The organism is Mycolicibacterium aubagnense (assembly GCF_010730955.1).
GTDB classification, from domain to species: Bacteria; Actinomycetota; Actinomycetes; order Mycobacteriales; family Mycobacteriaceae; genus Mycobacterium; species Mycobacterium aubagnense.
The window spans coordinates 974,454-986,453 of sequence record NZ_AP022577.1 but is presented as its reverse complement, the minus strand read 5'-3'; the positions used below and the strand labels follow the sequence as shown (position 1 = coordinate 986,453).

The window sequence follows — 12,000 nt, the reverse complement described above, 5'->3', positions numbered from 1 at the left end:
CCGACCGCCTATCCTGAGCCGATGACCAGCGGGCCGCAGCCACGTCGCGCCGTCATCGACGCCGCGTGGCGTGCGATCGGGCCCGGGCTCGAACTGCTGAGCAGTCCCGACGGCGGTCCGCTGAGCCGCGCGGTGAAGCGGATCATCGATCCGTTGGTGCTCCGGCTCCGGGTGCACCCCGAATATTCGGCACCCGTGGTCGCCGTCGATATCGCCGACGAGATGCGCCGGGTGATCATCGATCACGCGGCTCAGCTGCGCGCTGCGGCAATGTGGTTCGCGCTGCTCAAGGCGCAGCGCCGCCGCGACCGCATCACCACCGGTAACGCCCAAGAGCTCTATTTCCCGGTGTGTTTCGAACTGGCTGCCACCAGAGGCGAACCGGGACAGGATGATTCACACGTTGTCGCAGAAGCGCTGCGCGACGTGCACGGCGACCGGGACCGCACCGCGGTGGAGCGGCTGCACGAGTATCTCGCCGATCCGGCAGTGCTGGAGACGTTGTCGCGCCAACTCGACGCCTGCTGGCGTGACGTCCGGGCTGGAGGCGAGCCCTCCGCGCCTTTTTTCGCCGGGTTGACGACGGTGCTCGGTCCGTCGGGCGGACACAACGCCGACGCCGCACGGCAGCGCGTCTGGACCGCATTGATCAGCGATGCCACCCCGTACAACTTCGGTGCCCGGATGCGTGACGCCTCGGCTGCCGCGCCGTGGTCGGTCGACCAGATCGGATTGTCCGCGGCGGCACCGCAATCGAAGCCGGCGGTCGTCGGCTCCCGCGCTGCCGAACGTCCGCTCGATCGCAGCGTCGTCGACCGCGTCCGGGCGACACTGCGCCGAGCTCTCGACCGCGACGAGCTGCCCGACCTGCCGACCCTGTGCGCCGAAGAGGCGGACCGCGCGGCTTCACCGTGGGGCCTGCTGGCCGAGGACAATCAGGCCACGCTGGTCGCCGGCATCGAGATCGGGATGGACCTGGCACCTCTGGAGGTGCACCACCGGTCGCGCTACCACCTGGCAGGCCAGATCCAGGCCCGGCTCCGCAAGGAAGCGTATGTGCTGCACGCCCGCCGGTACCTGACCGACGGCGGCCCGGTCCACCCACGACAGCAGCACGTCGTGGACGACCTCGCGGCGTTCGTCCGTCCCTACGTCTCCCGGCTGTGGGCACGACTGCACGGACGTGACGTCTGGCAGGAATCCTGCGGTGATGCCGGCGAGGTGCGTGGCCTCTTGGACGGGGTCGCCAGATCGGTCAGCCTCGATCACCGCCAGCGCATCAAGGCGATGCTGGAATTGGAGGCGACAGGATGAAACTGACTGTCGATTCCGGGTTGTGGGCCTTGGGGTCCGAGGTCGAGGCACCACCCGAGGTTGCGGTGCTCGAAGTCAGCGGCGCGGTCCTGGCGTGGACGATCCACGACGCAGCGCAGGTGGTCCGGATCACGTTCACGGATCTGCCTGCGGCCGACTGGTTGTGGCGGCTGGTCGGGGAGGCCGGGCACGTGGCGGTGGTCGCCGCCGCTGAAACAGCCACGGAAGCCGGCAGCGTCGACCTTGCCGACGTGCTGCCGCTACCCGAACCCCTTGCCGCACTTCGACGTCTGGCCGTCGGGCACTGGCTGCGGCGATGGTGGCCCGCCAGTGCGCGTGACGGCATCGCCCCGCTCGACGCCGCGGTGCTCGACGCCGAGGTCGCGCTGTCGACGGCGGTGTCGGAGGACTACTTCAGCCAGGACACTCTGGATTCGGATATCGCCGGACTACTGACCCCGCACCGTGAGGCGTTGGCGCGCCTCGCGGCCTCCGGTGATCCGCGGGTGCTCGATCTGGTCGGGCGCTGCATCGGCCTCGCCGACGACGCCGGCCTGGGGGACTGGTCGGAAGTCCTTGGGGCGCGGGCACAGTCGAGGCGGGACGACTATGCGCTCGCCGCCGGGCAACCCGGTGGCGGCGACACCGGCGCCATCGCGGGCGGCGTCGCATCGGTCTCGTGGACCGCGGTGCCACCGCGGATATTCGACGCCGCCGAGCACACCATCGACTGGTCCGTGCACGCGCGTGACGGTGCCGTCGTCGCCGATATCCGCGTCGCCACAATCGGCCCTGCAGACGGGATACCGGTACGCCTGGACTCGGGGCCCATCACCGGTGGCGGCACGCTCGACGTCGACGGCAATGCCACTTTGCCGTTGCCGGCCACCGAAACCCAAGCGTGGGGCCATGATTGGACCGATACCACGGTGACCGTCGGTGCGCAGACCGGCGAGACGGAAGCCGTTCGGGACCGGGTCCGGCGCTATGTCCGTGCCCGGCTCACGGCGCCCGGCCCCGATGCCTTCCTTGCCGAGATTCTGGCCGCTGAAGCCGACTACTAGAGCGTCACCGGCGTGCGGCGTCAACAGGGACCGCGACGACGCTGCCCCGATCGTCACCGTGCCAGGGTGACGCGGAAAGCTGGGAGGTGTCTGTGTGCTACCTGGGCTTCGCGAGGGGGAACGGGAGTGTCTCGCGGATGCTGCGACCGGTGATCATCATGACCACGCGGTCGACGCCCATACCCAGTCCACCCGTCGGCGGCATGGCGTACTCCATGGCCTGCAGGAAGTCCTCGTCGAGCTCCATGGCCTCGTGATCGCCGCCGGAGGCCAGCAGAGACTGTTCCTCGAGCCGCCGGCGCTGTTCCACCGGATCGGTCAGCTCGCTGTAGGCGGTGCCGAGCTCGACGCCCCAGGCCACCAGGTCCCACCGTTCGGCAACGCCCGGGATGCTGCGGTGCGGCCGGGTCAGCGGCGACACCGAAGTGGGGAAGTCCTTGTAGAACGTCGGCGCCTCGGTGCGGTCTTCGACCAGGTGCTCGTACAGCTCCAGCACGATGGCGCCGGCGTCCCAATGGGTCCGGTACGGGATCGTCGCGGCGTCGCACAGCTTGCGCAGCGTCGCCACGTCGGTCTCTGGGGTGACGTGCTCGCCCAGCGCCTCGGAGACCGCGTCGTGCACCGTCTTGACGGGCCAGACCCCCGAGATGTCAATAGGCGTGAGGGTTCCGTTCGGACCCGGCCGCATGACGACCTGGGCGCCGTTGGCCGCCGCCGCGGCGTTCTGGATGATCTCGCGGCAGCCGTCGATCCAGACGTTGTAGTCGGCGTGTGCCTGGTACGCCTCCAGCAGGGTGAATTCGGGGTTGTGGCTGAAGTCCACACCCTCGTTGCGGAAGGCGCGGCCCAACTCGAAGACGCGCTCGACGCCGCCCACGCAGAGCCGCTTGAGGTACAGCTCGGGCGCGATGCGCAGGTACAGGTCGAGGTCATAGGCGTTGATGTGGGTCTCGAACGGCCGAGCGTTGGCGCCGCCGTGGATCTGCTGCAGGATCGGGGTCTCGACCTCCAGGAAGCCCTTGCCCACCAACGTTTCCCGGATGGCGTGCAGCACCCGGCTGCGCGCGGTGATCAACTCCCGCGACTCGGTGTTGATCGCCAGGTCCAGGTAGCGCGTGCGGACCCGGGCCTCGGGGTCGGTCAGACCCTTCCACTTGTCGGGCAGCGGGCGCAGGCACTTGCCGATCAAGCGCCAGTTGTGGGTCAACACCGACACCGTGCCGTTGCGGCTGGTGCCCATGACGCCGGAAACCTCGATCAGATCACCCAGGTCGATCGCCGCCGTGAAATCGGTGACGGTGCCCTCGGTGAGCAGCGAATTGTCCAGCAGCAGTTGTACTTCGCCGGACCAGTCGCGCAGTTGGGCGAACAGCACGCCGCCATAGTCACGCAGCCGCAACACCCGTCCGGCGACGCAGACCGCGGTGTCCGCGCCGGACTCCAACGCTTCGGCGATCGTGTGGCTGGGTGCCTGACCGACCGGGTAGGCGTCAATGCCGTTGTCCTGCAACGCCTGTAGCTTGGCCATCCGGACCCGCACCTGATCGGGCAGGCGGCGCGCCTCGGTGGTTTCGGACACCCCCGCCGCCAGATCGGCCATATCGGGAGCGCTGCCGTCGGCATGCAACCGGCCCGACTCGATCAGATTCTTGGGGGCCGCGGTGTAGTGGCCGGTATGGGGTTGTTCGTCGCGCCGGGAGAAGGGCAACACCAGGAAGCCCTCCGCGATCACCGACGCGACGCCGACGCGCGGGATCAGGCGCGCATCCTCGTAGCAGGCATAGCGCGGCACCCATTCGGGCAGGTACTTCATGTTTGAGCGGTACAGCGTCTCCAGCTGCCACCAGCGCGAGAAGAAGATCAGCAGTGCGCGCCACAGCCGCAGCACCGGGCCCGCACCGAGCTGCGACCCCTGTTCGAATGCCGACCGGAACATCGCGAAGTTCAGCGAAATCCGGGTGACGCCAATCTCTTCCGAGCGCTGGCACAGCTCGCTGACCATCAGTTCGATGGTGCCGTTGGGCGAGGCGGGGGAGCGGCGCATCAGGTCCAGCGACACCCCGTTGGTGCCCCACGGCACCAGTGACAGCATGGCCACCACCTGCCCGCCACCCTGCACGGCTTCCACCAGCAGGCAGTCCCCGTCGGCGGCGTCCCCGAGTCGTCCCAGCGCCATCGAGAAGCCGCGTTCGGTCTCCGTGTCGCGCCATGCGTCGGCGTTCGTGATCACCTGGGCCATCTCGGCGGCCGTGATGTCGCGGTGCCGGCGCATCCGCACCGTCAATCCGGCCCGGCGCGCGCGGGTGACGGCCTGCCGCACGGCGCGCATCTCGGGCCCGGACAGCTTGAACTGGTCGGGATACAGGATGGCCTCGTCACCCAGTTGCAACGCGTTCAGGCCGCCTTGCCGATAGGCCTCGGCGCCGGCCGAACTGGCGCCCATGACTCCCGGTGCCCACCCGTAGGTCTGGCACAGGGCCAGCCAGGCGTCGACGGCTGCGGACCAGGCCCGTGGGTCGCCGACAGGATCGCCGCTGGCCAGGCAGACGCCGACCTCGACCCGGTAGGTGATGGCCGCGCGGCCGTTGGGCGCGAACACCACCGCCTTGTCGCGGCGGGTGGCGAAGTAGCCCAGCGAGTCGTTCTTGCCCCACAGCTCCAGCAGCCCGCGGATGGCGGACTCGTCCTCACCGGTGAGGGCGTTCTCGGCGCGCTGGGACTGGAACAGCACGATTGCCGCCACGATCAGCGCCACCGCTCCGAACAGACCGAACAGCGCGTTGAGGAACGCGTGCGGATGGCCGCCCTCGAACGCTTCTTTGCCGACCGCGGCGAAACCGCTGACCCGGTTCACTGCGTAGGCCAGCCGGTAGTCCGGGTCCAGCGGGGGCCGCCCCGGGAACATCTCCAGCAGGCCCCAAGCCGCCAGGATGCCGACGGCCATGCCGGCGACCAGGGTCAGGGCAGCTTTGAGCAGCGCCCCGCGCCGGACCTTGGCCCAGAACTGCTTCCGCGACAGCAGCAGCACCACGATGACGCCGATGTGGAACACCAGACCCAGCGCCTCGCCGAGGTCCTCCATCACGGTCAGGTCGACGACCGGGCGGTTGCCGGACAGCAGTCCGTAGACATTCCAGCCGATGGCACCGACCATGTAGACCAGCAGGATCCACCAGGCGATCCGCTTGCGCGCGGCCAGCGCCGCGGCCAGCAGGACCAGCACGAACGACCACGCGAAGCTGGTGTCCGGAAAGTTGAACAGGTAGTCGTTGACGAACTCGCGCGGGATGCGGATGATCCACCGGATCAGCGGCGACAGGCTGGCGAACAGCGACAGCGTCGCGACGACACCCACGGTCCAGCCGGCCGCGGCCGGAACCCACCCCAATGTCGTCGGGCGCTGCTGCGGTCTGCTCGGCGTCAACGTCATAAGTTCGGACAATATGCGGTGAAACCTGAAAGTGTCTGCAGGACCCCGGGCTACCAGACCGGGCCGGTGTACTTCTCGCCCGGACCCTGGCCGGGCTCGTCCGGCGCGACGCTCGCCTCTCGGAAGGCCAGCTGCAGGCTCTTGAGCGCGTCCCGGACCGGGCCGGCGTGCAGTCCCAGATACTCGGCCGAGGCCTGAACCAGACCGGCCAGCGCGGTGATGAGGCGACGGGCCTCGTCGAGGTCGCGGTGTGGGCTCTCGTCGGGATCTGCGTCGGCCAGCCCGAGCTTCTCGGCGGCGGCGCTCATCAGCATGACGGCGGCGCGGGTGATCACCTCGACCGCGGGGATCTCGGCCAGCTCCCGTACCTGGGCTTCATCAGCTGCAGTCACTGAGTTGGTGGTGGCGTCACTGGTTAGGTTCGGGTCGGTCATGACTGCTAGAGTGTCATGCGCGACCGTCCTGGCTTACGTCAGGACAGCAAGTGGAGTCCCACCTCCCACCGTCGGCTTCGCGGCTTGGCGGTCCGGTCACAGGCACTTGATCGTGCCTGATCTGCGCTGTGCGCAGGCGGCGTCAGCCGTGATCGGTCGGCTTTGGGCCCTGCTATATGCAGGGCTTTTCTGTTCATGCGAACGGATGGCCGGGCCGGGTGTGACCTCTACTGAACAAGTACTGGAACAACCCGGGAGGCCCCATCAGCACTGAGACACGCGTCAACGAGCGCATTCGAGTACCTGAAGTTCGGTTGATCGGACCGAACGGTGAACAGGTAGGCATCGTGCGCATCGAAGATGCCCTCCGCGTCGCCGCAGACGCCGATCTCGACCTTGTCGAAGTTGCGCCAGGCGCCAAGCCGCCGGTTTGCAAGATCATGGACTACGGCAAGTTCAAGTACGAGACGGCTCTCAAGGAGCGCGAGTCTCGCAAGAACCAGCAGCAGACCGTCGTCAAGGAACAGAAGCTGCGACCCAAGATCGACGATCACGACTACCAGACGAAGAAGGGCCATGTGGTCCGCTTCCTGGAGGCCGGGTCGAAGGTCAAGGTGACCATCATGTTCCGTGGACGTGAGCAGTCGCGGCCCGAACTGGGCTACCGACTCCTGCAGCGGCTGGGCGCCGACGTCGCCGAATTCGGCTTCATCGAGACGTCCGCCAAGCAGGACGGCCGCAACATGACGATGGTGCTGGCTCCGCACCGCGGCGCGAAGACTCGCGCCAAGGCGGCGCACGATGCCGACACGCCGGCCGGACGGCCGGCGCCCGAGGCACCTGAATCTGACGCAACCGCGTAACAGCAGTCGCGATCACCCGCAGCGGCCTGCAGCCGCCGCGGGTGACCGCTTGGAAAGAAACTGAGGACACATGCCCAAGGCCAAGACCCACAGTGGCGCATCGAAGCGGTTCCGTAAGACCGGAACCGGCAAGATCGTGCGCCAGAAGGCCAACCGTCGCCACTTGATGGAGCACAAGGCCACCAAGCGCACCCGTCGTCTCGACGGTCGCGCCGTGGTTGCTGCCAACGACACCGCGCGTGTCGCCAAGATGCTGGCCGGCTAGTACAGCCCCGCTACCCGAACGAACGATAGGAACATCTCATGGCACGCGTGAAGCGCGCACTGAACGCTCAGAAGAAGCGGCGCACAGTACTGAAGGCCTCGAAGGGTTACCGCGGCCAGCGCTCGCGGCTTTACCGCAAGGCCAAGGAGCAGCAGCTCCATTCGTTGACCTACGCCTACCGCGACCGTCGCGCCCGCAAGGGTGACTTCCGCAAGCTGTGGATCACGCGTATCAACGCTGCGGCCCGCGAGAACGGCGTCACCTACAACCGCCTGATCCAGGGTCTGAAGCTGGCCGGCGTCGAGGTCGACCGCAAGAACCTGTCGGAGATCGCGATCAGCGATCCCGCCGCGTTCACCGCGCTGGTCGAGGTGGCCAAGGCCGCTCTGCCCGCCGATGTCAACGCTCCGTCCGGCGAAGCCGCCTGACACCCCTCACTGAACGCTCCAACCGGGTAGCTGCGGCGCTGAAGCTGCAGCGCCCCGCGGGGCGTCGTCACGCCGCACGCTTCCTCGCCGAAGGTCCCAACCTCGTCGAGGCAGCGCTGCGGCGTGGTGTCGTTTCTGAGGTCTTTGCGACCGAAGCCGCGCTGGACCGGTTCGGCGCGCTGCTGGACGGTGCCCCGGTTTCGGTGGTCACCGAGAAGGCCGCAAAGGCGTTGTCGGAGACCGTCACTCCGGTGGGGCTCGTTGCGGTGTGCACGCTGCCCGCGGCGACCCTGGAGTCCGTGCTGGCTTCGCAGCCGCGGTTGGTGGCAGTGGCGGTCGGCATGTCCGAACCGGGCAACGCCGGCACTCTGATCCGCATCGCCGACGCCATGGGCGCCGACGCCGTCGTCTTCGCCGGCCACAGCGTGGACCCCTACAACGGCAAGTGCCTGCGCTCCTCGGCGGGCAGCATCTTCTCCCTGCCGGTCGTGGTGGATCCGGATGCGGCCGCGGTGGTTTCGGCCATGCGCGACAGCGGCATCGAAGTGCTGGCCACCGCACTCGATGCATCCGTGGACATCCGCTCCGCCGATCTGACGGCGCCCACCGCATGGCTGTTCGGCCCCGAAGCGCACGGCCTGCCCCCCGAGGTTGCTGCCGTCGCGACCCGCCGCGTCCGCATTCCGATGCGGGGGAGTGCCGAGAGCCTCAATGTGGCTGCCGCAGCGTCGATCTGCCTGTACGAAAGCTCCCGCGCCCAGTCCTGACCTACGCCAACAGCCCCTTGGCGACGTGGGTGATCTGCACTTCGTTGCTACCGGCGTAGATCATCAGCGACTTGGCGTCACGCGCCAACTGCTCGACCCGGTACTCGGTCATGTAGCCGTTGCCGCCGAACAACTGGATGGCGTCCATTGCGACGTCGGTGGCGGCCTGCGAGCAGTACCACTTCATCGCCGAGGCCTCGGCGAGCGGAATCTGGCGGCCGGCTTGGCCGGACTCGATCACGCGGAACAACATGTTGCGCACGTTCATTCGCGCGACCTCCATGCTGGCCAGCTTGAGTTGGATCAGCTGGAACTGCCCGATCTCCTTGCCCCACAGCGTCCGGGTCTTGGCATAGTCGACGGACAGCCGAAGGCATTCCTCGATGATGCCCAGCGACATCGACACCACGCCGATGCGCTCGGCCGAGAAGCTCGAGCGGGCGCTGTCCCGGCCGTCGCCGGCCTTATTGTCCTCGGTCTCGCCGAGCAGCCGGTCGCGGCCCAGCCGGACGTTGTTGAAGAACAGCTCGCCGGTGCGCGACGAGTGAATTCCCATCTTGCGGAACGGCTTCGACTGGACGAAGCCCTCCATACCGCGGTCCAGTACGAAGGTCAGCACCTTGCGGTCGCGCTTGTCGGCCCCGTCGCCCTCGTCCAGCTTGGCGTAGACGACGACGACGTCGGCGTCGGGTCCGTTGGTGATGAACGTCTTCTGGCCGTTGAGGATGTAGTCCCCGTTTCCTGAGCCATCGCGCACCACGTAGGACTTCATGCCGCCGAAGGCGTCCGAGCCGGAGTCGGGTTCGGTGATGGCCCAGGCGCCGACCTTCTCGTAGGTGACCAGGCCGGGCAGCCAACGCTCCTGCTGGGCCAGGGTGCCGCGGCTCTGGATGGTCGGCACCGTCAGGCCCAGGCTGACGCCCACGCCGGTGACGAGACCCGAACTGACGCGGCATAATTCGCTGATCAGCACCATGCCCATGCCGGCCTGGTCGGGCCCGCCACCGAACATCCCGCCCGACGCGCGCTGCTTGCCGTCCGACGCTTCACCGGAGCGCAGGCGGGACAGCCGCCGCTCCAGCGACTCCCGAGCTATCACGTCGATTCCGAAGGTGGCGAACAGCTTTCGGATGATTGGATACGGTTCCATGTCGCCGCCCTCGAGCTCATCGAGGTGCGGCCGGATTTCCTTGTCCACGAACTCGCGAACGGCGTCGCGCACGGCGATATCGACGTCGGACCAATCAAGCATGTATTCAGGCAGCCTTTCCGGGGACAGAACGGTTGCGCGCGGGACGCAGACCGGCCAACGAGAACGTGGTGTGTACCAGTGACCCAGCACGCTCCATCAACGATTTGTGACGTGGCACATAATGCATCGGCAGGCCCCAGCGGTCTTTGGGCGGGGCCATGAATCCGGGCGCCTCGACGAGTGGGGAGTCGGGCGGCAGCTGCCCGGCGGCGCGGCGATAGGCGGCCAAAGCCCTTGGGTGCAAACGGATTTCATCTGGCACGGCGAGGAAGGCGAGTTCGACGGCCTTGCCCAGTAGCCGCAGCACGACCTCGTCTCCGGGTGTCCAGCGCATGCCGGCGCGCTCCCGGACCGCGGGGTCGAAGACGCCGGCCGCGACCCAGCGCTGCCCGGCCACCAGCGGTTTGAACATCTGATCCCACACCGGGGTTGGCATCAGCACGAACCACGGCTTGGGAATTCTGATGGTGAAGATGTCGAGCGTCGCCCGGTTGATCTCCAGTTCTTCGGAACACTTTTGCTCCCAATAGGTTTGGAAATCTTCCCAGGTCTCCGGGACCGGACGCATGCTCATGCCGTACATCCGGTACCACTGCACGTGCTCGTCGAACAGCTGACGCTTCTCGGCTTCGGTCAGCCCGCCGCAGAAGTATTCGGCGGTCTTGAGGATCAGCATGAAGAACGTCGCATGTGCCCAGTAGAACGTTTCGGGATTCAGCGCGTGGTACCTGCGACCGTCGTGATCGACGCCCTTGATGGTCTCGTGGTAGCCCCGAATCTGCGCCCCGGTATCGGCGGCTCGGTCGCCGTCGTAGACCACGCCCATGATCGGGTATACCGAGCGCGCCACCCGTTGCAACGGTTCGCGCAACAGGATCGAGTGGTCCTCCACGCCGGCGCCCAGCTCCGGGTACATGTTCTGGATCGCGCCGATCCATACGCCGAGGATGCCGGTGCGCAAGTCACCGAAGTACTTCCAGGTCAGGGAATCCGGGCCCAGTGGCTCGGCCGGCTTGGCAGCGGGTGTCGTTCGTGAGGTCATCGTGTCCTCGCTCAGCGTTGATACCGAGGGTTCTGTGTCGTCACGATAATCGTGACAACGTGTGTTGTCCACGATTTGCGGCGGGTGTCGCCGGGACCGTTACGGAGCGGCTATCGGCCCGCCACAACTCGGTGACCAGCCGCTTTTCCGAAAGCGCTCTAGGCATGAGGTGCGTCAACGCCGACGCTCCGGTCGCGATCGTTGCCGGTGCCGCGGACCGCCACCTAGGGTGGCGTCGTGGAAGTCGAATCGTTCGAAGAACGATCCGACGGTGTCGGAGAGATCGGCCCAGCGTCGCACGCTGCGCCAGGATCAAGTGGACCGTTGGGGTGGTTGCAGAACACCAATCACAGTCCGGCTGTCGTCGGATTCATCCGACGGGCTCGCCGTGCGCTACCGGGGGACCCCGAATTCGGTGACCCGCTGTCGGTGGCCGGGGTGGGCGGGCCCAGCGCGGCGGCGCGTGCCGCAGATCGGCTGCTGCCTCGCGGCGGCGCGTCGCACGAGGTCAGCCTGGCGGGGCTGCAGGTGTGGCAGGCGCTCACCGAAAGGGTCTCGGGGCGGCCGGCAAACCCCGAAGTGACCGTCGTGTTCACCGATCTGGTGGGCTTCTCGAAATGGTCGCTGAGTGTCGGTGACGAGACCACGCTGCGGCTGCTTCGTCGTGTGGCCCAGGTCTTCGAGCCGCCGCTGCTGGAGTCCGGTGGCCACATCGTGAAACGCATGGGCGACGGGTGCATGGCCGTGTTCAGCAACCCGGTCACCGCGCTGCGGTCGGTCATCCGCGCACTCGATGCGCTCAAAGACGTCGAGATCGACGGATATCACCCAAAGATGCGGGCCGGCATTCACACCGGGCACCCGCAGCGCATCGGGTCGGACCTGCTCGGCGTCGACGTCAACATCGCGGCCCGCGTCATGGAGCGGGCCACCAAGGGCGGGCTGATCATTTCGCAGGCCACGCTCGACCGGATCGACCAGCAGTACCTCGACGCCCTCGGCGTCACGCCCAAGAAGGTGCGCAAGCAACTGTTCGCCGCGAAGGCGTCGGGCGTGCCCGAGGATTTGGCCATGTACTGGATCAGGCCGCGCAAGGACGCGGGCACCGAGCCCGATGACGGGGAGCTCGCTGAGGCCTAGG

The 12,000-nt window shown here is 67.5% G+C and carries 11 protein-coding genes; 7 read left to right on the top strand and 4 right to left on the bottom strand.

Annotation, left to right across the window (positions count from 1 at the left end):
* The first annotated feature begins 21 nt into the window (after positions 1-21).
* Both G6N59_RS04925 and G6N59_RS04920 read left to right on the top strand, forming a co-directional pair.
* The gene (locus G6N59_RS04925; protein ID WP_407665817.1) at positions 22-1,314 is read left to right on the top strand and encodes a hypothetical protein; all 1,293 of its coding nucleotides are present in this window, start codon (positions 22-24) and stop codon (positions 1,312-1,314) included.
* Complete coding sequence (locus tag G6N59_RS04920; RefSeq protein ID WP_138231056.1) at positions 1,311-2,378, top strand: hypothetical protein; 1,068 nt, start codon at positions 1,311-1,313, stop codon at positions 2,376-2,378. The genes G6N59_RS04925 and G6N59_RS04920 overlap by 4 nt, the downstream gene beginning before the upstream one ends.
* A gap of 97 nt (positions 2,379-2,475) precedes the next feature.
* Here G6N59_RS04920 and lysX read toward each other — a convergent pair whose 3' ends face one another.
* A complete protein-coding gene (gene lysX / locus G6N59_RS04915) occupies positions 2,476-5,808 on the bottom strand; it encodes a bifunctional lysylphosphatidylglycerol synthetase/lysine--tRNA ligase LysX (RefSeq protein ID WP_163910982.1) in 3,333 nt (1,110 codons plus the stop codon).
* A 50-nt stretch (positions 5,809-5,858) separates the two neighbouring features.
* On the bottom strand, positions 5,859-6,242 hold the full coding sequence (locus tag G6N59_RS04910; RefSeq protein ID WP_138231055.1) for a DUF1844 domain-containing protein: 384 nt from the start codon (positions 6,240-6,242) through the stop codon (positions 5,859-5,861).
* Between the two features lie 230 nt (positions 6,243-6,472).
* On the opposite strand from G6N59_RS04910, the gene infC reads away from it, so the two are divergent.
* The 4 genes from infC (at position 6,473) to G6N59_RS04890 (ending at position 8,565) form a co-directional block, all read left to right on the top strand.
* The gene (infC, locus tag G6N59_RS04905) at positions 6,473-7,105 is read left to right on the top strand and encodes a translation initiation factor IF-3 (RefSeq protein WP_138231054.1); all 633 of its coding nucleotides are present in this window, start codon (positions 6,473-6,475) and stop codon (positions 7,103-7,105) included.
* 70 nt (positions 7,106-7,175) lie between these two features.
* The gene (rpmI, locus tag G6N59_RS04900; RefSeq protein WP_020103309.1) at positions 7,176-7,370 is read left to right on the top strand and encodes a 50S ribosomal protein L35; all 195 of its coding nucleotides are present in this window, start codon (positions 7,176-7,178) and stop codon (positions 7,368-7,370) included.
* 38 nt (positions 7,371-7,408) lie between these two features.
* On the top strand, positions 7,409-7,798 hold the full coding sequence (gene rplT, locus G6N59_RS04895; RefSeq protein ID WP_029121325.1) for a 50S ribosomal protein L20: 390 nt from the start codon (positions 7,409-7,411) through the stop codon (positions 7,796-7,798).
* Positions 7,795-8,565, top strand: coding sequence for a TrmH family RNA methyltransferase (locus G6N59_RS04890; protein WP_138231071.1), 771 nt, complete (start codon positions 7,795-7,797; stop codon positions 8,563-8,565). Before rplT ends, G6N59_RS04890 begins: the two co-directional genes overlap by 4 nt.
* Before the next feature lies 1 nt (position 8,566).
* Here G6N59_RS04890 and G6N59_RS04885 read toward each other — a convergent pair whose 3' ends face one another.
* Both G6N59_RS04885 and G6N59_RS04880 read right to left on the bottom strand, forming a co-directional pair.
* Positions 8,567-9,817: an acyl-CoA dehydrogenase family protein gene (locus G6N59_RS04885; protein ID WP_138231053.1), complete on the bottom strand. Its 1,251-nt coding sequence runs from the start codon at positions 9,815-9,817 to the stop codon at positions 8,567-8,569.
* A 4-nt stretch (positions 9,818-9,821) separates the two neighbouring features.
* Entirely contained in the window at positions 9,822-10,859 is a 1,038-nt protein-coding gene (locus G6N59_RS04880; RefSeq protein ID WP_138231052.1) for an oxygenase MpaB family protein, read from the bottom strand.
* Between the two features lie 237 nt (positions 10,860-11,096).
* On the opposite strand from G6N59_RS04880, the gene G6N59_RS04875 reads away from it, so the two are divergent.
* Entirely contained in the window at positions 11,097-11,999 is a 903-nt protein-coding gene (locus tag G6N59_RS04875; RefSeq protein WP_138231051.1) for an adenylate/guanylate cyclase domain-containing protein, read from the top strand.
* Position 12,000: the final 1 nt, after the last annotated feature.

What these genes read in the sequence shown, in the direction of transcription:
- G6N59_RS04925 (WP_407665817.1), top strand. Translation starts at nt 22, where the DNA reads ATGACCAGCGGGCCGCAGCCACGTCGCGCCGTCATCGACGCCGCGTGG.
- G6N59_RS04920 (WP_138231056.1), top strand. Translation starts at nt 1,311, where the DNA reads ATGAAACTGACTGTCGATTCCGGGTTGTGGGCCTTGGGGTCCGAGGTC.
- lysX (WP_163910982.1), bottom strand. Translation starts at nt 5,808, where the DNA reads ATGACGTTGACGCCGAGCAGACCGCAGCAGCGCCCGACGACATTGGGG.
- G6N59_RS04910 (WP_138231055.1), bottom strand. Translation starts at nt 6,242, where the DNA reads ATGACCGACCCGAACCTAACCAGTGACGCCACCACCAACTCAGTGACT.
- rpmI (WP_020103309.1), top strand. Translation starts at nt 7,176, where the DNA reads ATGCCCAAGGCCAAGACCCACAGTGGCGCATCGAAGCGGTTCCGTAAG.
- rplT (WP_029121325.1), top strand. Translation starts at nt 7,409, where the DNA reads ATGGCACGCGTGAAGCGCGCACTGAACGCTCAGAAGAAGCGGCGCACA.
- G6N59_RS04885 (WP_138231053.1), bottom strand. Translation starts at nt 9,817, where the DNA reads ATGCTTGATTGGTCCGACGTCGATATCGCCGTGCGCGACGCCGTTCGC.
- G6N59_RS04880 (WP_138231052.1), bottom strand. Translation starts at nt 10,859, where the DNA reads ATGACCTCACGAACGACACCCGCTGCCAAGCCGGCCGAGCCACTGGGC.